Raw genomic sequence first — 20517 nt, forward strand, 5'->3', positions numbered from 1 at the left:
AGAAGGTTATTAGAAGGGTGGGTCATCGGGCAGGGGCGGTGGGGCTGTGGTGGTCCACCCAGGGGGTAATTCCTCTGGCTCGTGAGGATCATTGATCCATGTGCAGAAGGGGCTGGTGCTGGGTGTGCCCTTGAATGCGAATAGTGCGTCGCGCATGTGGTTGCGGAATTTGCGTGCGGCGATTTCCTCGTTGCGGGCGGCTTGACGCTGGTTGTGCCTGCGGGCCTGGTTGATTCGGGCGCGTCGGCGCTTGCGTCTGTCACGTCGCGGTTGTGTCGTGGGTGTGGCGCATGCGGGTCGTTGTGGTTGTGGGAAGAGGTCTTGGCCTGCGGGGTAAGTCCGGTAGATGCGTCCGGTGGGCGAGGTCCAGATGATGGTGCCGTCGGCGAGTTGGCGGTCACGCCAGCCCGTGTGGAAGGTTTTGAGTCGATGGTGTTGGCGGCATAGGCATTTGAGATTTTCTGCTACCGTGGGCCCGCCGGCGGCTGGATCGCGGTGGTTGAACGCAATGGTGTGGTCGAGATCGCAGACCACCGCGGGACGGCTACATCCGGGGAAGCGGCACGTCAGATCCCGGCACCGAACAAAGCGTTCCAATGCCGCGCTGGGTTGATAGCGCAGCGCCTCCAGTGGGCTGGTGGCTGGGTCGGCGACCAGTTGTGCTGCGGCGCTGGCTAATTGACGAACCTGCTCGGCGTCGATGATGCCGTACCCCTCGAGGTAGCCCGGCTGATCACCGTCGGCCGACACGGTGTGTTCGCTGGCGATGACGTTGATGACCAGCCGCACACCACCCGATTGCGGCTGGCTGTCGTTGCCGGTGGCGGGGCAGCCCTGCTGCCCGCAGCGGCATGCCAGGGGGCGTCCCTGGGTCAGCGCGGCCAACGCGTCGGCGCGGCGTTGATCGAGTGTGCGCGGATCGGCGGTGCACACCTGCCCGGCGAGTTGGGACAGCCGGCGATCAAAGGCCGTCGCGGCCGCCGCATCGACGGTGCCGTAGATGTCGGCCATCCCGTTGGCCAGCGGCGCGATCGCGATGTGGCGATCCTTTTCGGCGTTCTCGCGTCGTTGCCGGGCGGCATCGGGATCCGCCGCCCGGACCGTGGCGTCGACCGCATTGACGATGCGCTGCCTCGACCAGCTGTGCCAGTTGCGGATACGGGTGGCCAGCGCCTGGTCAAGCCGGGCGGTCAGCTCAGCGTCGGTGACCAGATCGGTGCGTCTGATGATCAATCGCACAGTGCGCCAATCGGTTTGCCCTTCAGCCAGTAGAGCTGCGATCTGGGGCAGTCGGGTGTGCAGGGCGTCGGCATCCGACACCAAGTAACTGGCCGCCATGGGAGAAAGGTTCATAGCGGCGGCCACCTCGGCCGCGGTCTGCTCGAACCCGTCGACCACGGCATAACCCGGGCGCGGCTCGCTTTGTTCGGTGCCGGCCACCCGATGCCGCAGTAAGGCAGCGACGGCCGCCAGCCGGCGGGCCACCAACATGGACTCCTGCCGGTGCGCGGACTCGACGACCTCGATCAAAGCGGCCGGATCGACCATTGTTTCGAACATACATTCGATCGTAGCCGTGACGTCCGACAAATCAGCCGGGTTGGCGCGTCACCCGAGTGCCTAAGGCGTGACGAGAATCTTGCAATGCCGCTCGGGATCGGCGAGGTCGTCGAAGGCGGCGCCGACCCCGTCCAGGCCCACCTCGCCGGTGATCAACGGGCTGACATCGATTTCGCCCTCGGCCAGTGAGCGCAGCGACTCGGCGAATTCCTCGGGACCATAGGCCAAACAGAATTGCACGTTGATTTCTTTGGCGATAGCGAAGAAAGGATGGAAGGTGTCGGCCTCCATGCACACTCCGGCTACGACCAGCCGGGTGCCCGGGCGCGACCGCAACACGACGTCGTCGATGATCCCGGGCACACCGATCGCCTCGAACACCACCGCGGCTTTGACCGTGTCGAATGGCGAACCCTGCGCGGCGTCCAGGGTCTGATGTGCACCCATTGCGGTGGCAAGCTCTCGCCGCTTCACCGAAAAATCAGATGCCACAATATTTTCCACGCCGCGCGCCCGCAGGGACGCGATGATCGCGATGCCGATCGGGCCGCAGCCCAGCACCAGCGCGGTCTCACCCGGCTCGATATTCGACTTGTTGACGGCGTGTAGTCCCACCGCCATCGGCTCGGTCAGGGCGGCATGTTTGAGGTTCAGGCCGTTGGGGATCGGCAGCAGCAGCGGAGCGGAGAGCAGCATCCGTTCGGCGTAAGCGCCAATGGTGTGGTTGCTGTAGACGATGGGTTCTACACCCCTGGCGGACAACAACACTGGAATCGACGTGACAAGGGTGCCGGGTGGATGCGTGTCGGTGTCGGGTCCGGCCTCGAGCACCTCGGCGCTGAATTCGTGGCCCATGAAGACGTCGTGCTTGAGGTCGACGTTCATGCCGCCGGCACCGCCTGCGACGCGCTCGGTCATTTCCATGACCCGCTCGCCGTGCTTGGCGAAATGCAAGTCTGAGCCGCAGATTCCGCAGGCCTTGACCGCCACCAGCACCTGACCGGATTCGGGTATCGGGTCGGCGACGTCGTCTCGATAGACCATCCGGCCGTCGCGCAACACCGAGGCGCGCATCAGTTCGCCGCGCCTTCGTGCTCGCCGACGTGCTCGGTGATGGCCTTCACGACGGCCTCACCGGCACGGCCGATCAATTGGTCGCGATGGTCTTTGGCCCAGTCGTGCGAGGCTCGCGATGCCGCCAGCTGCCCCTTGAAATGAGGAATCACCTTGCGGGCCATCAGGTCATAGCAGTGGTAGGTCGCCTCGGGCGAGGCCCAGTCATGACCGAGCATCAGCAGCGTCCCGAAGCCGCCCGATCGATCCAGCAGGTCCTCGATGTGCGCGATCGCATCTTCGGGTGTGCCGATGCAGCAATTCCCTTTGGCCGCATAGTCTTCGACGAACTCGTAGGGAGTCTGCGTACCCTCCACGGTGTTGGCCAGCGGCACGAATCCCGCGGCGCCGAAGTAGTTCGCGAAATCCTGTAGCCCATAAGTGCAGTCATTGATCGCCTGTTCGCGGGTGTCCGCGATGTGCATGATGGACAGCACCCGCCAATCGGTCCGATTCGGTTCGTCCCGCCCGACTTTGGCGGCCTGCTCGCGCACCACGTCCCAGGTGGTCTCCAGGGCGGCGAAACCGCCGGGCACCGACATTGACAGCGACAACAGTGATGTGCCGAGCGCGCCGGCCAGGCGCGGGCCGGATGGCGAAATCATTGCCGCCGTGGATATTTCGGGATAAGGCCAGGTGTAAGGACGGATGTGCAGCTGAGCGTCTCGCAACGTGAACCAGTCGGTGTGACGATCGATGCGCTCGGTGGGCCCGGCACGGAACAGCGCCAGGATCGCCTCGAGCGACTCCTGCATCATGTGCCGCTGATCGACCGGATCGATGCCCATCATGTAGGCGTCCGACGGCAGTGCCCCGGGCCCGGTGCCGAACATCACCCGGCCGCGGGTCAGGTGATCCAGCAGCACCCAGCGGTCGGCCACCATCAGCGGATGGTGGTAGGGCAGCGAGACCACACCGGTGCCCAGCCGGATGTGCTTGGTCCGCTCCGCGGCGGCCGCGATGAACACCTCTGGGCAGGCGATCAATTCGTAGCCACCCGAGTGGTGTTCGCCGAACCAGGCCTCGTCGAATCCCAGGCGGTCCAGGGCGACGACACGCTCCATGTCGTATTCCAGTGCGACCGTGGGTGATTGGCCGATCGGGTGAAACGGCGTGATGAAGACGCCGAAACGAAGGGGTGCGTTCACCGCAGCTCCAATCCGGTGAGAAATTCCAGCAATGCGGTGTTGACCTCATCGGGCCGCTCTTGTTGCAGCCAGTGTCCGGCGCCCTCGATCATCAGCTGTTGGTAGGGCCCGGAGACGATCTCGGCCGCGCGGTCGGCGCGGGTGAAGGCGAGCACGGGATCGGCTGTGCCACCGATGAAAAGGCACGGCACCGAGATCTTCGCGTCGGCGAGGTCGGCGGTGAGCTCCCAGTTGCGGTCGAAATTGCGATACCAGTTCAAGCCACCGGTGAATCCCGTGCGGGAAAACTCGGCGATGTAGTGATCGAGTTCGTCCTGGCTGATCCAATCCGGCAACTCATCGGGCTCGGGAAGGCGATCGATGAAGCCCTCCGGGCCCGGTGCCACCATCCGCATCCCCGCGGCCTTGTCACCGTCGGTGCGCAGGCCGCCGCCCATCATCCGGCGCATCACGCGGGCGGGATCGCTGTTGAGTTCGGCGTCGGCGACGCCAGGTTCCTGGAAGTAGAGGATGTAGAAGAAGTTCTCGCCGAATATCTTGCGCCAGGCCTGTGTCGGCGCCACGTGCGACCGCGGCGTGGCCGGCACGCTCAGCGCGGCGACGGCCGCGACCCGGTCGGGGTGCAGCAGCGGCGCATGCCACACCACGGGGGCGCCCCAGTCGTGGCCGATCCAGACGGCCCGCTCGGCACCGACGTCGTCGAGCAGGCCGACGATGTCGGTCGTCAGCTCACGGATGTTGTAGGCCTCGATCGCATCGGGGCGAGAAGAGCCGCCATACCCGCGTTGGTCGGGTGCGAGCACGTGATAGCCGGCTTCGGCGAGCACCGGAATCTGATGTCGCCAGGAGTAGGCCAGTTCGGGGAAGCCGTGAGCCAAGACCACTGCCGGCGCGCCGCGGTCGCCGGCTTCGACGACTCGCAGCTGCACCCCGTTGGTCTCTACTAACCGTTCGGTTGATGTGGGCACCAACACACCAAATCACAACCCCTCTGGCCTGAGAAGTATTCAGCGGGGTTGAAAATGGCCGTTCATTTCGCGGCCGGTTCTGGTTGCCTTATAGGCGTGAGGCGGCTGGACCACATTGTGTTGTGGACGAAAAATGTTCACGCATCGATGGACTTCTACACCAACGTGATCGGACTGGCGCCGGTGCGCTTCGACGAGTTCGCTGCCGGCGAAGCGCCGTTTCCGAGCGTGCGGGTGTGCGAGGACTCGATCATCGACCTGATGCCGGCGGTCGGCATCGAAGCCACCGAGGTCCTGACCAAGGTCGCCGGCAGCGCCGGTCACCCGGTCAACCACCTCTGCCTGGCGATGTCGCTGCCGGAATACGAGGCCCTGGATCGGCGGCTGCGGGCCGCCGGAGTGGACACCGGCGCCCGCCTCGACCGCAGCTACGGAGCCCGGGGATGGGCGCCGCACATCTACTACTTCTCCGATCCGGACGGCAATGTGATCGAGGCCCGCTATTACGACTAGTCGCTTCACCGGGCGCACGAGCGCTATCGGGAACCGCCGCTCGTTGAACGGGTTGGGTGGTGGCAACCCACTGCGCTCCGGCATTGTCGGACCTGGCGATTGCCACTAGAGACGACGGTGGCGACCTGCTGCGCTCCGGTTAACCGGAGCTGGCAATCGCCACAGAGGTAACCTGAACTTTTCCAGCTGCGTGTTATCGGGGAAGGACCTGGCCGTAACGGCCGATGATTGATGAACCGGAAAAACGTGATTCGCATAGTCACGGCGATCGCTGTAGTAGTGCTGCTCGGCTGGTCGTTCTTCTATTTCAGCGATGACACCCGCGGATACAAGCCCGTCGACACCTCGGTGGCGATGTCCCAGATCAGTGGCGACAACGTCAAGAGCGGGCAAATCGACGACCGTGAGCAGCAACTGCGGTTGACCCTGAAGAAGGGCAACAACGACACCGACAACTCCGACAAGGTCATCACCAAGTACCCCAACGGCTACGCCGTCGACCTGCTCAACGCGCTGAACGCGAAGAACGCCAAGGTCAGCACCGTCGTCAACGAAGGCAGCATCCTGGGTGAGCTGCTGGTTTACGTGCTGCCGCTGCTGCTGCTGGTCGGGCTGTTCGTGATGTTCTCGCGCATGCAGGGCGGCGCCCGGATGGGCTTCGGCTTCGGCAAGTCACGCGCCAAACAGCTCTCCAAGGACATGCCCAAGACCACGTTCGCCGACGTAGCCGGCGTCGACGAGGCGGTCGAGGAGCTCTACGAGATCAAGGACTTCCTGCAGAACCCGTCGCGGTATCAGGCGCTGGGCGCCAAGATCCCCAAGGGCGTGCTGCTTTACGGGCCGCCGGGAACCGGTAAGACGCTGCTGGCCCGCGCCGTGGCCGGTGAGGCCGGCGTTCCGTTCTTCACGATCTCGGGTTCCGATTTCGTCGAGATGTTCGTCGGCGTCGGCGCCTCGCGGGTGCGCGACCTGTTCGAACAGGCCAAGCAGAACAGCCCCTGCATCATCTTCGTCGACGAGATCGACGCGGTGGGCCGCCAGCGTGGCGCGGGGCTTGGCGGTGGCCACGACGAGCGTGAGCAGACGCTGAACCAGTTGCTGGTCGAGATGGACGGCTTCGGCGATCGCGCCGGGGTGATCCTGATCGCGGCGACCAACCGGCCCGACATCCTCGACCCGGCGCTGTTGCGCCCGGGCCGCTTCGACCGGCAGATCCCGGTGTCCAACCCCGACCTGGCCGGCCGGCGTGCGGTACTGGCGGTGCACTCGAAGGGCAAGCCGATCGCTCCGGACGCCGACCTCGACGGGCTGGCCAAGCGGACCGTCGGCATGACCGGTGCCGACCTGGCCAACGTCATCAACGAGGCCGCGCTGCTGACCGCGCGGGAAAACGGCACCGTCATCACCGGGCCTGCCCTCGAGGAGGCCGTCGACCGCGTGATCGGCGGACCGCGCCGCAAGGGCCGGATCATCAGCGAGCACGAGAAGAAGATCACTGCCTACCACGAAGGCGGGCACACCCTGGCCGCGTGGGCGATGCCCGACATCGACCCGGTCTACAAGGTGACGATTCTGGCGCGCGGGCGCACCGGCGGGCACGCCGTCGCGGTGCCCGAGGAGGACAAGGGACTGCGCACCCGCTCGGAGATGGTTGCGCAGCTGGTGTTCGCGATGGGTGGGCGCGCCGCCGAGGAATTGGTCTTCCGCGAGCCGACCACGGGCGCGGTGTCCGACATCGAGCAGGCCACCAAAACCGCGCGCGCGATGGTCACCGAATTCGGTATGAGTTCCAAACTCGGTGCCGTCAAATACGGTTCCGAGCACGGCGACCCGTTCCTGGGCCGGACCATGGGCAACCAAGCGGATTATTCGCACGAGGTCGCGCGCGACATCGACGACGAGATCCGCAAGCTCATCGAGGCCGCGCACACCGAGGCCTGGGAAATCCTCACCGAATACCGAGACGTACTCGATACGCTGGCGGGCGAGCTGCTGGAGAAGGAAACCCTGCACCGGCCCGAGCTGGAGCAGATCTTCTCCGGCGTCGAAAAGCGGCCCCGGCTCACGATGTTCGACGATTTCGGCGGCCGCATCCCGTCGGATAAGCCGCCCATCAAGACGCCCGGCGAGCTGGCGATCGAGCGCGGGGAGCCGTGGCCGCAACCCGTTCCCGAGCCGGCTTTCAAAGCGGCGATCGCGGCGGCCAGTCAGGCTGCCGAGGCTGCACGCGCCGAGGCCGACCGAAAAGCACACGGCCCCAACGGTTCTCACGGCGGTGAAGGCACGGGAGATCGCGAGCGTCGTCCCACCCAGCCCGACTACGGCGCTCCGGCCGGCTGGTATGCGCCCGGATGGCCGCCACCACCGCAGCAGCAACAACCCCAAGGCCACTGGTATCCACCTCCGCCGCAGCCGTATTGGCCTGCGCCGGCCCCGAGTTATCCGGGCCAGCCGAGTCGTGGCCAGGGCCAGGGTCAGCCGTCGTACCCGCCCTATCCCCCCTACCCCCCGCCGGCGCAGCCCAGCCCGGATCCGGCGAGATCGCCAGACCAACCGGATGAGGACGTGAGCCGGCCTAATCCGCCGGCCCGAGGCTGACGAACGGAGATTTCGATGGTGCTGCCGGATACCCGCGCCGCGTTGGATCGCGTCCGGGCGTTCGACCAGGCACGTGCGGAGGCGGCAGTTCGCGAGCTGTTGCACGCGATCGGCGAAGATCCCGATCGAGATGGGTTGCGGGACACTCCGGCACGCGTGGCGCGCGCATACCGGGAGATCTTCTCCGGTCTCTACACCGACCCCTCCGATGTGCTCAACACCATGTTCGACGAAGAGCACGACGAGTTGGTGATCGTCAAGGAAATCCCGCTGTACTCCACGTGCGAGCATCATCTGGTCTCGTTCCACGGGGTGGCCCACGTCGGCTACATCCCCGGCGAGGACGGCAGAGTGACCGGGTTGTCGAAAATCGCACGGCTGGTTGACCTTTACGCCAAACGCCCGCAGGTCCAAGAGCGGCTCACCAGCCAGATCGCCGACGCCCTGGTGAACCGGCTCGACCCGCGCGGGGTGATCGTCGTGGTGGAGGCCGAGCATTTGTGCATGGCGATGCGGGGTGTGCGCAAGCCCGGCGCCATCACCACCACCTCGGCGGTGCGCGGGCAGTTCAAAACCGATGCCGCCTCACGAGCCGAAGCGCTCGACCTCATCCTGCGTAAGTGAGTTCGTCGCCGGTGCAGGTAGTCGGGGTTGTGAACGTCACTGACGACTCCTTCTCCGACGGCGGGCGCTACCTGTGTGTTGACAACGCCGTCGCGCACGGCCTGGCGTTGGCGGCCGACGGCGCGAGCATCGTCGACGTCGGCGGGGAGTCCACCCGGCCCGGCGCCACCCGGATCGATCCCCGCATCGAGAGCTCCCGCGTCGTACCCGTCGTCAAAGAGCTTGCGGCACAAGGTATTACTGTCAGCATTGACACCATGCACGCCGACGTCGCGCGTGCCGCGCTGCAGAACGGTGCGCGGATCGTCAACGATGTCTCCGGTGGGCGCGCCGATCCTGCGATGGCCCCGCTGGTGGCCGAGGCCGGGGTGCGGTGGGTCATGATGCACTGGCGGTCGGTCTCCTCGGACCGTCCGCACGAGGCCCCGCGGTATCGCGACGTGGTGGCCGAGGTGCGTTCGGAATTGCTGGCCGCCGTGGAGGACGCGGTGGCCGCCGGCGTCGACCCGGCAAAGCTGGTCATCGACCCGGGGCTCGGATTCGCCAAGACGGGACAACACAATTGGGCGTTGCTGCAGGCTTTGCCCGAGTTGGTCGCCACCGGGATGCCGGTACTCCTGGGTGCCTCGCGCAAACGCTTCCTCGGTACGCTGTTGGCCGGATCGGATGGGACGCCGCGACCGCCCGACGGGCGTGAAACGGCGACCGCGGTGATTTCCGCGCTGGCCGCCCTCCACGGGGCCTGGGGTGTGCGAGTGCACGACGTACGGGCCTCGGTCGACGCACTCAAGGTCGTGGACGCGTGGACCCGGACGGAGCGGACCCAGAGCGATGGCTGACCGAATCGAGTTGCGCGGCTTGACAGTTCATGGCCGGCACGGAGTCTACGAATTCGAGCGGGCAAGTGGGCAGGAGTTCGTCGTCGACATCGTGGCGTGGATCGACCTGGTCGACGCCGCCGCCAGCGACGACTTGGCCGACACCTACGACTACGTCGCCCTGGCCGAGCGGGCCGCCGCGATCGTCGGGGGCCCGGCGCGCAACCTGATCGAAACGGTGGGCGCCGAGATCGCCGACTTCGTGATGGACGACGAACGTGTGTACGCCGTCGAGGTGACTGTGCACAAGCCGCATGCCCCGATCGAGCTGCAGTTCGCCGACGTGGCGGTGGTGATTCGCCGGTCGCGGCGCGGCGGGCGCGGTTCGGTGGTTCCGGCGGGCGGGGTGTGATGACGCGCGCCGGCGACGATGCAGAGCGCAGCGATGAGAAGGAGCGGCGCTCATGACCTCAGTCGTACTGTCCATCGGCTCCAACCTCGGGGATCGGCTGGCGCGGCTGCAGTCGGTTGTCGATGGCCTCGGCGACGCGCTGCTGGCTGTCTCTCCGGTGTACGAGACCGCCCCGTGGGGGCGGGTGGAGCAGGGCCCGTTCCTCAACGCGGTGCTCATCGCCGACGATCCGGCCCTCGACGGGCAGGGCTGGCTGCGCCGGGCGCAGGAGTTCGAACAGGCCGCGGGCCGGATCCGCGGCGAGCGCTGGGGCCCGCGCACCCTGGACGTGGACCTGATCGCCTGTCGCACGGCCGACGGCGAACTGCTCAGCCGCGAAAACAACCTGACGCTGCCGCATCCGTTGGCCCATCTGCGGGCCTTCGTGCTGGTCCCCTGGCTGGCCGTCGACCCGGATGCCGTGCTCACCGTCGCCGGCGGGCTGCGTCCCGTCGCGCAGTTGCTCGCCGAACTAGACCCCGCCGATCAGGACGCGGTCCGGTTGTCGGGGTACACGCTGCAGCACTCGTCCGATCCAGAATCGGACAGCTGATGGGCCCGACCAGAAAACGTGACCTGACGGCCGCGGTCCTCGGGGCCGCCTTTCTGGGATATCTGCTGATCAAGGTGCTGTTTCGGTGGTTTCCGCCGATCACCCTGTGGACCGGTCTGTCGCTGCTGGTCGTAGCCATCGCCGAGGCGCTGTGGGCGCGCTACGTGCGGGCCAAGGTCAACGACGGGGAAATCGGTGACGGGCCCGGTTGGCTGCACCCGCTTTCGGTGGCCCGCAGCGTGATGGTCGCCAAGGCGTCGGCCTGGGTGGGTGCCCTGGTGCTGGGTTGGTGGATCGGGATCCTGGTGTTTTTCCTGCCGCGGCGATCGTGGCTGCGGGTCGCCGCGGAGGACACCACCGGAACGGTGGTGGCGGCCGTCAGCGCGCTGGCGCTGTTGGTCGCCGCGTTGTGGCTGCAGCATTGCTGCAAGTCCCCGCCACCGGATCCGGCCGACCACGCCGAGGGGGCCGAAAGCTAGGGCGTCCGAGGTTGCGGACCGCCACCGGCGGCCGGCCAGAACCACCGGCCAGTTAACGGCGATAAATCAACGAATTAACCCAGGTGAGAATCGCCGGAGTAGCGCGACACGCTCAATGACGTCGCACAGGTACAGTCAGGCCATGACCGTTCTGTCCCGCGGCGCCCGGGTACGGCGCGGCGGCCGCAGGCCGGGGTGGGTGCTCTTGACGACGTTGCTGGTCCTCGCGATAGGCGCCAGTTCCGCACTGGTTTTTACCAATCGCGTGGAACTTCTCAAGCTCGCTGTGATCCTGGCGCTGTGGGCCGCGGTCGCCGGTGCCTTTGTGTCGGTGCTGTACCGCCGGCAAAGCGACGCCGATCAGTCGCGGGTGCGTGACCTGAAGCTGGTCTACGACCTGCAGCTGGATCGGGAGATCTCGGCCCGCCGGGAGTACGAACTGACCGTCGAGTCCCAGCTGCGGCGCGAGTTGGCCTCCGAGATACGCGCCCAGGCCGCCGACGATCTGGCCGCGCTACGTGCGGAAGTGGCCGCGCTGCGGACCAGCCTGGAAATCCTGTTCGACACCGATCTCGAGCAGCGGCCCGCGCTGGAGACCCTGGAAACCGATACGCCGCCGGCCCGCGCCTACAGCGACTGGGACCGCAATGGCGAAGGTGCGGGTGTCGATTGGGTGACCAGCGATCGCGTCACGTCGGTCCGCGAGGGCGCCTCGGTCAGCTCGGCCGAACCCCGCACCGACGAGTCCGCGATCATCGACGTGCCCGAAGAACCGCTGCTCCCGCCCCGCGCGCGGGAGCGGGCCCGGTTCCCCTACGAGGGTCAGCAAGAGCCTTCCTACCCGCCGCCGCAGCAGGGCGGCTATCCCGAGGCGCCGCCGTATGTGCCGCCGCAGGAGGTCCCGTTCGCTCCTCCGCCGATGCCCGCCGCGGCGTCGGCCGAGCAGCAGCGCTTCGAGCCCCAGCAGTGGCAGCCGGAGCCGCCGCCCGGCTTGGTGCCGGACTGGCAACCGGTCAACGCCGACGGGCTCTGGCTGCCCCCGGGCGCTGTGGGCACCAACTGGGCCGGCTCCGATGCGCCCGACGCTGCCACGCCGCCGGGCCGGCGGCGGCGGCGGTATGCCGACCCCGAGGAGCAGGCCGACGGTCCGCCGTCGTCGAACGAACCGCCGGCGTCGGCCGGCGAATCCGGTCGTAGGGCCCGCTCGCGCCACTCCGCGGAGTACCGCGACTACAGCGTGCGGAACTTCATCTCGACAGACGAGCCCGCCGCACCGCCGCCCCCGGCGGCCGCGACCGCACCGCCCCCGCCGCCGCACCCCCGGCACGTCCCGAACGATACGGCCCCCCCGCCGCCACGACTGGCTCCGCCGCCACATCTGGAGCCCGCCCCCCGCCACCTGGGCGCGGACGAAGCGCCGGAAGGCGAAAGCCCGCAAACCGGAGGTCAGTCGGTTGCCGACCTGTTGGCACGGCTTCAGGTGCAGCCATCCGGCGGTGGCCGGCGGCGGCGACGGGAAGGCTGAGCTGGGACATTCGTCACATTGGGGCGGCGTCCCGAATGGACTACAGTCTTGGTGACCGTCCGGTACCCAGTAGCTGGGACTGGAACGAACGAATCAACATGTGAGGTCGTCTGCGATGGAGCAGTTCGACGGTTTACGCCCGGCCAGGCTCAAGGTAGGGATCATTTCGGCTGGCCGGGTGGGCACCGCCTTGGGTGTTGCGCTGGAGCGCGCTGAGCACGTCGTGGTGGCGTGCAGTGCGATCTCCCACGCGTCGCGCCAGCGGGCGGCCCAGCGACTGCCCGATACCACGGTGGCCTCCCCGCCCGACGTGGCCGCGGCGGCCGAACTGCTGCTACTGGCCGTTCCCGACAGCGAACTCGCCGGCCTGGTGTCCGGGCTGGCTGCCACCTCCGCGGTGCGGCCCGGGACTATCGTCGTGCACACGTCGGGAGCCAACGGGGTCGGGATTCTGGCGCCGCTGACGCATCAGGGCTGCATACCGCTGTCGATTCACCCGGCGATGACGTTCAACGGCTCCGACGAGGACATCAGCCGGCTGCCCGACACCTGCTTCGGCATCACCGCGGCCGACGAGGTCGGCCAGGCGATCGGACAGTCACTGGTGCTGGAGATGGGCGGCGAGCCGTTCTGCGTTCCGGAGGAGGCGCGCGTCCTCTACCACGCCGCCCTGGCCCACGCGGGCAACCACATCGTCGCGGTGCTGGCCGACGCGCTCGACGCGTTGCGGGCCGCGCTGCGGGGTAGCGAACTGCTCGGGCAACAGACCATCGACGAGCAGCCCGGCGGGCTCGCCGAACGCATCGTCGGCCCACTGGCCCGGGCGGCGCTGGAGAACACGCTGCAGCGCGGTCAGGCCGCACTCACCGGTCCGGTCGCCCGCGGTGACGCCGCCGCGGTCGCCGACCATCTGCACGCGCTCACGCAGGTTGATCCGGAACTGGCCCAGGCCTACCGGGTCAACGCCCTGCGCACCGCGCAGCGTGCCCACGCTCCGGAGGCCGTCCTCGAGGTGCTGGCGCGATGAACGCGATGACGGTCCGGCCACCGGCCTTCAAGCCGGGCGAACTCAACGTCTACTCGGCACCGCGCGAGGTATCGGATGTCAGCCGCGCGCTGCGCCACACCGGCCGGCGGGTGATGCTGGTGCCGACGATGGGCGCACTGCACGACGGGCATCTGGCCCTGGTGCGCGCCGCCAAGCGCGTGCCGGGCTCGGTGGTGGTGGTTTCGATCTTCGTGAATCCGTTGCAGTTCGGTGCCGGGGAAGACCTCGACGCCTACCCACGCACGCTGGACGCCGACCTTCAGCTATTGCGCGGCGAAGGGGTGGAGATCGTGTTCGCCCCCACCGCAGCGGCGATGTATCCCGACGGCATGCGCACCACCGTGGCGCCCGGGCCGTTGGCCGGTGAACTCGAAGGTGCTTCGCGGCCAACGCATTTCGCGGGAATGCTGACAGTGGTGTGCAAGCTGCTGCAGATCGTGCGCCCGGACCGCGCTTTCTTCGGCGAGAAGGATTACCAGCAACTGGTGCTGATCCGGCAGATGGTTGCCGATCTGAACGTCGACGTGCAGATCGTCGGCGTGCCGATCGTCCGGGAACCCGACGGCCTGGCGATGTCGTCGCGCAACCGCTACCTCGACAGCGAGCAGCGCGAACTGGCCGTGGTCCTTTCGGCGGCGCTGACGGCCGGGGCGCACGCGGCGACGCATGGTGTCCGGGCTGCGCTGGACGCGGCCCGCGCGGTGCTCGACGCCGCACCCGCAATCGCGGTCGACTACCTGGTACTGCGCGGCACCGAGCTGGGGCCGGATCCCGTCGGTGGAGCCGGCCGGCTGCTGGTCGCCGCCCGCCTGGGCACCACGAGACTGCTGGACAACGTTGCAATCCAAATCGGTAATCTCGCCGGCACTCCTGAGGGGCCGGACGGGCATGTTGAATCACCTTGGAGGAATTGATGTTTCGCACGATGCTGAAATCGAAGATTCACCGCGCCACGGTCACGCAGGCCGATCTGCACTACGTAGGCTCGGTGACGATCGACGCCGACTTGATGGACGCCGCCGACCTGCTCGAGGGCGAACAGGTGACCATCGTGGACATCGACAACGGCGCCCGTCTGGTCACCTACGCGATTACCGGCGAGCGTGGCACCGGCATCATCGGAATCAATGGTGCGGCAGCGCATCTCGTGCACCCTGGCGACCTGGTGATCCTGATCGCCTACGGCACGATGGAAGATGCGCAGGCGCGTGCCTACCAGCCGCGCATCGTCTTCGTCGACGCCGACAACAAGCAGATCGACCTGGGTAGCGACCCGGCATTCGTGCCCGACGATGCGGCTGAGCTAATGAATCCCCGGATGGGTGCGCGATAGCCGTGCTGCTGGCGATCGACGTCCGTAACACGCACACCGTCGTCGGGCTGCTGTCCGGTGCCAAGGAGCACGCAAAAGTCGTGCAGCAGTGGCGGATCCGCACCGAGTCCGAGGTCACCGCGGACGAACTGGCCCTGACCATCGACGGCCTGATCGGCGACGACTCCGAGCAGTTGACCGGTGCCGCGGCGCTGTCCACCGTCCCGTCGGTGCTGCACGAGGTGCGGGTCATGCTCGACCAGTACTGGCCGTCGGTGCCGCACGTGCTGATCGAGCCTGGCGTGCGGACCGGGATCCCGCTGCTGGTCGACAATCCGAAAGAAGTGGGCGCCGACCGGATCGTCAACTGCCTGGCGGCCTATCAGAAATTCGGGAAACCCTGCATCGTCGTCGACTTCGGATCGTCGATCTGTGTGGACGTGGTGTCGGCCAAGGGCGAGTTCCTCGGCGGCGCCATCGCGCCCGGGATTCAGGTCTCCTCGGATGCCGCCGCGGCCCGCTCTGCCGCGCTGCGCCGGGTCGAGCTGTCCCGGCCCCGGTCGGTCGTCGGCAAGAACACCGTCGAGTGCATGCAGGCCGGCGCGGTATTCGGTTTCGCCGGACTGGTCGACGGCCTGGTGGGTCGCATTCGCGAAGACGTCGATGGCTTTTCCGGCGACGACGTGGTGATCGTGGCGACCGGCCACACCGCGCCGCTGCTGCTGTGCGAGCTACAGACCGCCGCCCATTACGACCAGCACCTGACGCTGCAGGGGCTGCGGCTTGTCTTCGAGCGCAACCGCGATGCCCAGCGCGGCCGGCTGAAAACCGCACGCTGACTTTTCTATTGCCGCGAGTGTGCGCGTACGGCGCCCTGGCAGCACACTCGAAGCCACCAGCGCACTCCCGACGCCTGCGGCGGGCCCGCCCCGATGTCATTTAAGCTGGCACGTCGTGAGTGCCGCCGATCAAGACCTCCCCGAGCAGTTCCGGATTCGCCGGGATAAGCGTGCTCGGCTGTTGGCCGAGGGGCTTGACCCCTACCCGGTGGCCATCGAACGCAGCCACACGCTGGCTCAGGTCCGCTCCGCATACCCCGACCTGGCGGTCGACACCGCGACCGACGACATCGTCGGCGTGGCGGGGCGGGTCATATTCGCGCGCAATTCCGGCAAATTGTGTTTTGCGACGCTGCAGGACGGCGACGGCGCCACGCTGCAGGTAATGATCAGCCTGGACAAGGTCGGCCAGGATTCGCTGAACGCGTGGAAAGCCGATGTCGACCTCGGCGACATCGTGTACGTGCACGGCAACGTGATCAGCTCGCGACGCGGCGAATTGTCCGTCCTTGCCGATTCCTGGCGGATCGCATCCAAGTCACTGCGGCCGCTGCCCGTCGCGCACAAGGACATGAGCGAGGAATCGCGGGTGCGGCAGCGTTATGTCGACCTGATCGTGCGCCCCCAGGCGCGCGAGGTGGCAAGGCAGCGGATCGCCGTTGTCCGCGCCATACGCAACGCGCTGGAACGGCGCGGGTTTCTCGAAGTCGAAACGCCAATCTTGCAGACGTTGGCGGGTGGCGCCGCTGCTCGGCCGTTCATCACGCATTCCAATGCGCTTGACATCGATCTCTACCTGAGGATCGCACCGGAACTGTTCCTCAAGCGATGCATCGTCGGTGGATTCGACAAGGTCTTCGAGCTAAATCGCGTCTTCAGAAACGAAGGTTCTGATTCGACGCATTCTCCGGAATTCTCGATGTTGGAGACGTACCAGACGTACGGAACCTATGACGATTCGGCACTCGTGACGCGAGAGCTTATTCAAGAGGTGGCCGACGAGGCGATCGGTACCCGACAACTCTCGTTGCCAGATGGCAGTGTCTACGACATAGACGGAGAATGGGCGTCGATACAAATGTATCCGTCGCTGTCTGCGGCACTCGGTGAAGAGATCACACCGCAGACCACGGTCGAGCGGCTATGGGCCATCGCGGACCGGCTGGGTGTCGAGATACCCACGGACCGCGGGTACGGACACGGCAAGCTCGTCGAGGAACTATGGGAGCATGCGGTGGGTAATACGCTGACCGCGCCGACGTTCGTCAAGGATTTCCCTGTCGAGACAACACCTTTGACTCGACAGCACCGCAGCATCCCGGGTGTGACCGAGAAGTGGGATCTCTATGTGCGCGGAGTGGAACTGGCCACCGGGTACTCGGAATTAAACGATCCGGTCGTGCAGCGCGAACGATTTGCCGAACAAGCACGCGCCGCCGCGGCCGGCGATGACGAGGCTATGGCGCTTGATGAAGATTTTCTCGCGGCGCTCGAGTATGGGATGCCGCCAACCACCGGAACGGGAATGGGTATCGACCGGTTGTTGATGACTTTGACCGGCCTGTCAATTAGAGAGACAGTTTTGTTCCCGATTGTTCGACCGCACTCCAGCTGAAAGCCGAACACTGCGTTGCGCTCAGATTGAGTATGCTGCGTTCATATGGCAGATTAGTGACCGGGGAGTGGGTCCAAACTGCCCAGCAACTGCTCAGGAAGAACGCGAGGGTAAGCTAATGGCGAAAAAAGTCACCGTCACCTTGGTTGATGATTTCGACGGTGCGGGTGCCGCCGACGAAACCGTCGAATTCGGGCTTGACGGGGTGACCTATGAGATTGATCTTTCAACGAAGAATGCGGCGAAACTCCGCGGTGATCTGAAGCAATGGGTGGCAGCCGGCCGCCGCGTCGGGGGTCGTCGTCGGGGGCGTTCCGGAACCGGGCGGGGGCGCGGGGCCATCGACCGCGAGCAGAGTGCGGCGATCCGCGAATGGGCCCGCCGAAATGGACACAACGTGTCGACGCGCGGCCGCATCCCGGCGGACGTGATCGACGCATTCCACGCGGCCACCTAACAAAGCGTTAACCGGCGCCCGGTCGCAAGGCCTGGGCGCCGGTTCTGTTTTCGCTGGCGGCGAAACGATCATCGGCGCTCGCGGGAAACGAATTTATGGTTAGTCTCGTTTCTCCAGCTATGGCTCCGTCGTGACGGGGATTCCCCGCCACGGAGCGGACCAGGCCCGAACGGCAAGGCACCGCAAGGTTAGAACCCTGACGGGCCGACCATTACAGTGGACACCAGGTACGCGTGGCGGCCCCTGTGCCGACAACATGAAGTACCGATGGTGAGGGAGAGCAGGTAACCACCGATGTTCGAAAGATTTACCGACCGTGCCCGCAGGGTGGTCGTCCTGGCCCAAGAAGAGGCCCGGATGCTCAACCACAACTACATCGGCACCGAGCACATCCTGCTGGGTCTGATTCACGAAGGTGAAGGCGTCGCCGCGAAGTCGCTGGAGTCGCTTGGGATCTCGCTCGAGGGCGTCCGCAGCCAGGTCGAGGAGATCATCGGCCAGGGGCAGCAGGCTCCGTCCGGGCACATCCCGTTCACCCCGCGTGCCAAGAAGGTTCTCGAGCTGAGCCTGCGCGAGGCGCTGCAGCTGGGCCACAACTACATCGGCACCGAGCACATCCTGCTGGGCCTGATCCGTGAGGGCGAGGGCGTGGCCGCGCAAGTGCTGGTCAAGCTGGGTGCCGAGCTGACCCGGGTGCGCCAGCAGGTGATTCAGCTGCTCAGTGGCTACCAGGGCAAGGAGGCCGCCGAGGCCGGAACCGGTGGCCGCGGCGGCGAGTCGGGCAGCCCGTCCACCTCGCTGGTGCTCGACCAGTTCGGGCGCAACCTGACGGCTGCCGCGATGGAAGGCAAGCTGGACCCCGTCATCGGCCGCGAGAAGGAAATCGAGCGGGTGATGCAGGTGCTGAGCCGGCGCACCAAGAACAACCCGGTGCTGATCGGCGAGCCCGGCGTCGGGAAGACCGCCGTGGTCGAGGGCCTGGCGCAGGCCATCGTGCACGGCGAGGTGCCCGAGACGCTGAAGGACAAGCAGCTCTACACCCTGGACCTGGGGTCGCTGGTGGCCGGCAGCCGCTACCGCGGTGATTTCGAGGAACGCCTGAAGAAGGTGCTCAAGGAGATCAACACCCGCGGCGACATCATCCTGTTCATCGACGAGCTGCACACCCTGGTGGGTGCCGGTGCCGCCGAGGGCGCGATCGACGCCGCGTCGATCCTCAAGCCGAAGCTGGCGCGCGGGGAACTGCAGACCATCGGCGCCACCACGCTCGACGAGTACCGCAAGTACATCGAGAAGGACGCCGCCCTGGAGCGCCGCTTCCAGCCCGTGCAGGTGGGCGAGCCGACGGTGGAGCACACCATCGAGATCCTCAAGGGGCTGCGCGACCGGTACGAGGCGCACCACCGGGTGTCGATCACCGATTCCGCGATGGTCGCGGCCGCCACACTGGCCGACCGCTACATCAACGACCGGTTCCTGCCGGACAAGGCGATCGACCTGATCGACGAGGCAGGCGCCCGGATGCGCATCCGCCGGATGACCGCGCCGCCAGACCTGCGCGAGTTCGACGAGAAGATCGCCGAGGCACGCCGGGAGAAAGAATCGGCGATCGACGCTCAGGACTTCGAGAAGGCCGCCAGCCTGCGCGACCGGGAGAAGCAACTGGTCGCCCAGCGGACCGAGCGCGAAAAGCAGTGGCGTTCAGGCGATCTCGATGTGGTCGCCGAGGTCGACGACGAGCAGATCGCCGAGGTGCTGGGTAACTGGACCGGAATCCCGGTGTTCAAGCTCACCGAGGCCGAGACCACGCGCCTGCTCCGCATGGAGGAAGAGCTGCACAAGCGGATCATCGGCCAGGTGGATGCGGTCAAGGCCGTCTCCAAGGCGATCCGCCGCACCCGCGCCGGGTTGAAGGACCCCAAGCGCCCGTCCGGTTCGTTCATCTTCGCCGGTCCTTCCGGTGTCGGTAAGACCGAGCTGTCCAAGGCGCTGGCGAACTTCCTGTTCGGCGACGACGACGCGCTCATCCAGATCGACATGGGTGAGTTCCACGACCGGTTCACCGCGTCGCGGTTGTTCGGTGCCCCACCGGGATACGTCGGCTACGAGGAGGGCGGTCAGCTCACCGAGAAGGTGCGCCGCAAGCCGTTCTCCGTGGTGCTGTTCGACGAGATCGAGAAGGCACACCAGGAGATCTACAACAGCCTGTTGCAGGTCCTCGAGGATGGCCGGCTCACCGACGGGCAGGGCCGCACGGTCGACTTCAAGAACACCGTGCTGATCTTCACCTCCAACCTCGGTACGTCGGACATCTCCAAGCCGGTCGGCCTGGGCTTCACCCAGGGTGGCGGCGAAAACGACTACGAGCGGATGAAGCAGAAGGTCAACGACGAGCTGAAGAAGCACTTCCGCCCGGAGTTCCTCAACCGCATCGACGACATCATCGTCTTCCACCAGCTGACTCGCGACGAGATCATCCAGATGGTGGACCTGATGATCGGCCGGGTCGCCACCCAGCTCAAGGCCAAGGACATGGCTCTGGAGCTGACCGACAAGGCCAAGTCGTTGCTCGCCAAGCGCGGCTTCGACCCGGTGCTGGGTGCTCGCCCGCTGCGGCGCACCATCCAGCGCGAGATCGAGGACCAGCTGTCGGAGAAGATCCTCTTCGACGAGGTGGGCCCCGGCCAGGTGGTCACCGTCGACGTGGACAACTGGGACGGCGAAGGTGCCGGCGAGGACGCGAAGTTCACGTTCACCGGGACACGCAAGCCGCCGGCCGAGCCGGAGCTGCAGAAAGCCGGAGCGCACGCGGCTCCCGAGAACCAGTAGCACTACCGCAGACGGGTGGCGTGGCGATCGCGAGCGCGGCGGAGCCGGGCGAAGCGGGTTGCCACAA

General features: G+C 66.6%; 19 protein-coding genes. 15 read left to right on the forward strand and 4 right to left on the reverse strand.

Annotated elements, in window-relative coordinates; translation table 11 throughout:
• Positions 1-9: 9 nt before the first annotated feature.
• Genes ACAG21_RS03675 through ACAG21_RS03690 form a run of 4 tightly spaced genes read right to left on the reverse strand, consistent with a single transcriptional unit; the run spans position 10 to position 4789 of the window.
• The gene (locus ACAG21_RS03675; RefSeq protein WP_370494646.1) at positions 10-1560 is read right to left on the reverse strand and encodes an HNH endonuclease signature motif containing protein; all 1551 of its coding nucleotides are present in this window, start codon (positions 1558-1560) and stop codon (positions 10-12) included.
• Between the two features lie 60 nt (positions 1561-1620).
• Positions 1621-2634 (reverse strand): zinc-binding dehydrogenase, encoded by a 1014-nt coding sequence (locus ACAG21_RS03680; protein WP_370494647.1) that lies wholly within the window; start codon positions 2632-2634, stop codon positions 1621-1623.
• Positions 2634-3821, reverse strand: a complete 1188-nt coding sequence (locus ACAG21_RS03685; RefSeq protein WP_370494648.1) for an LLM class flavin-dependent oxidoreductase — start codon at positions 3819-3821, stop codon at positions 2634-2636. Before ACAG21_RS03685 ends, ACAG21_RS03680 begins: the two co-directional genes overlap by 1 nt.
• A complete protein-coding gene (locus ACAG21_RS03690) occupies positions 3818-4789 on the reverse strand; it encodes an alpha/beta fold hydrolase (protein WP_370494649.1) in 972 nt (323 codons plus the stop codon). The genes ACAG21_RS03685 and ACAG21_RS03690 overlap by 4 nt, the downstream gene beginning before the upstream one ends.
• A 54-nt stretch (positions 4790-4843) precedes the next feature.
• On the opposite strand from ACAG21_RS03690, the gene ACAG21_RS03695 reads away from it, so the two are divergent.
• The 15 genes from ACAG21_RS03695 to clpC1 all read left to right on the forward strand — a co-directional run bounded on the left by ACAG21_RS03695 (position 4844) and on the right by clpC1 (position 20450).
• Positions 4844-5302, forward strand: coding sequence for a VOC family protein (locus ACAG21_RS03695; protein WP_370494650.1), 459 nt, complete (start codon positions 4844-4846; stop codon positions 5300-5302).
• 231 nt (positions 5303-5533) lie between these two features.
• Entirely contained in the window at positions 5534-7900 is a 2367-nt protein-coding gene (gene ftsH, locus ACAG21_RS03700; protein WP_370494651.1) for an ATP-dependent zinc metalloprotease FtsH, read from the forward strand.
• Positions 7901-7915: 15 nt separating this feature from the next.
• Positions 7916-8524 carry a GTP cyclohydrolase I FolE gene (gene folE / locus ACAG21_RS03705; RefSeq protein WP_370494652.1) on the forward strand — a complete coding sequence of 203 codons (609 nt, stop codon included), beginning with the start codon at positions 7916-7918 and terminating at the stop codon, positions 8522-8524.
• Positions 8521-9363, forward strand: a complete 843-nt coding sequence (gene folP / locus ACAG21_RS03710) for a dihydropteroate synthase (protein WP_370494653.1) — start codon at positions 8521-8523, stop codon at positions 9361-9363. The genes folE and folP overlap by 4 nt, the downstream gene beginning before the upstream one ends.
• Positions 9356-9754: a dihydroneopterin aldolase gene (folB, locus tag ACAG21_RS03715; protein WP_370494654.1), complete on the forward strand. Its 399-nt coding sequence runs from the start codon at positions 9356-9358 to the stop codon at positions 9752-9754. Before folP ends, folB begins: the two co-directional genes overlap by 8 nt.
• Positions 9755-9806: 52 nt before the next feature.
• Positions 9807-10346 (forward strand): 2-amino-4-hydroxy-6-hydroxymethyldihydropteridine diphosphokinase, encoded by a 540-nt coding sequence (gene folK, locus ACAG21_RS03720; protein ID WP_370494655.1) that lies wholly within the window; start codon positions 9807-9809, stop codon positions 10344-10346.
• Positions 10346-10825 (forward strand): DUF3180 domain-containing protein, encoded by a 480-nt coding sequence (locus ACAG21_RS03725; RefSeq protein WP_370494656.1) that lies wholly within the window; start codon positions 10346-10348, stop codon positions 10823-10825. The genes folK and ACAG21_RS03725 overlap by 1 nt, the downstream gene beginning before the upstream one ends.
• Before the next feature lie 142 nt (positions 10826-10967).
• Positions 10968-12350, forward strand: a complete 1383-nt coding sequence (locus ACAG21_RS03730) for a DUF6779 domain-containing protein (RefSeq protein ID WP_370494657.1) — start codon at positions 10968-10970, stop codon at positions 12348-12350.
• A gap of 115 nt (positions 12351-12465) precedes the next feature.
• Positions 12466-13377: a Rossmann-like and DUF2520 domain-containing protein gene (locus ACAG21_RS03735; protein WP_370494658.1), complete on the forward strand. Its 912-nt coding sequence runs from the start codon at positions 12466-12468 to the stop codon at positions 13375-13377.
• Positions 13378-13382: 5 nt separating this feature from the next.
• On the forward strand, positions 13383-14312 hold the full coding sequence (gene panC, locus ACAG21_RS03740) for a pantoate--beta-alanine ligase (protein WP_370495027.1): 930 nt from the start codon (positions 13383-13385) through the stop codon (positions 14310-14312).
• Positions 14312-14731, forward strand: a complete 420-nt coding sequence (gene panD, locus ACAG21_RS03745) for an aspartate 1-decarboxylase (RefSeq protein ID WP_370494659.1) — start codon at positions 14312-14314, stop codon at positions 14729-14731. Before panC ends, panD begins: the two co-directional genes overlap by 1 nt.
• A gap of 2 nt (positions 14732-14733) precedes the next feature.
• Positions 14734-15549 (forward strand): type III pantothenate kinase, encoded by an 816-nt coding sequence (locus ACAG21_RS03750; RefSeq protein WP_370494660.1) that lies wholly within the window; start codon positions 14734-14736, stop codon positions 15547-15549.
• A 115-nt stretch (positions 15550-15664) separates the two neighbouring features.
• Entirely contained in the window at positions 15665-17164 is a 1500-nt protein-coding gene (gene lysS, locus ACAG21_RS03755; protein WP_370494661.1) for a lysine--tRNA ligase, read from the forward strand.
• Between the two features lie 118 nt (positions 17165-17282).
• Positions 17283-17621 carry a histone-like nucleoid-structuring protein Lsr2 gene (gene lsr2 / locus ACAG21_RS03760; protein ID WP_085223269.1) on the forward strand — a complete coding sequence of 113 codons (339 nt, stop codon included), beginning with the start codon at positions 17283-17285 and terminating at the stop codon, positions 17619-17621.
• Between the two features lie 294 nt (positions 17622-17915).
• A complete protein-coding gene (gene clpC1 / locus ACAG21_RS03765; protein WP_370494662.1) occupies positions 17916-20450 on the forward strand; it encodes an ATP-dependent protease ATP-binding subunit ClpC in 2535 nt (844 codons plus the stop codon).
• Positions 20451-20517 lie beyond the last annotated feature (67 nt).

This window comes from Mycobacterium sp. pR1184 (assembly GCF_041287235.1).
Classification (GTDB): domain Bacteria; phylum Actinomycetota; class Actinomycetes; order Mycobacteriales; family Mycobacteriaceae; genus Mycobacterium.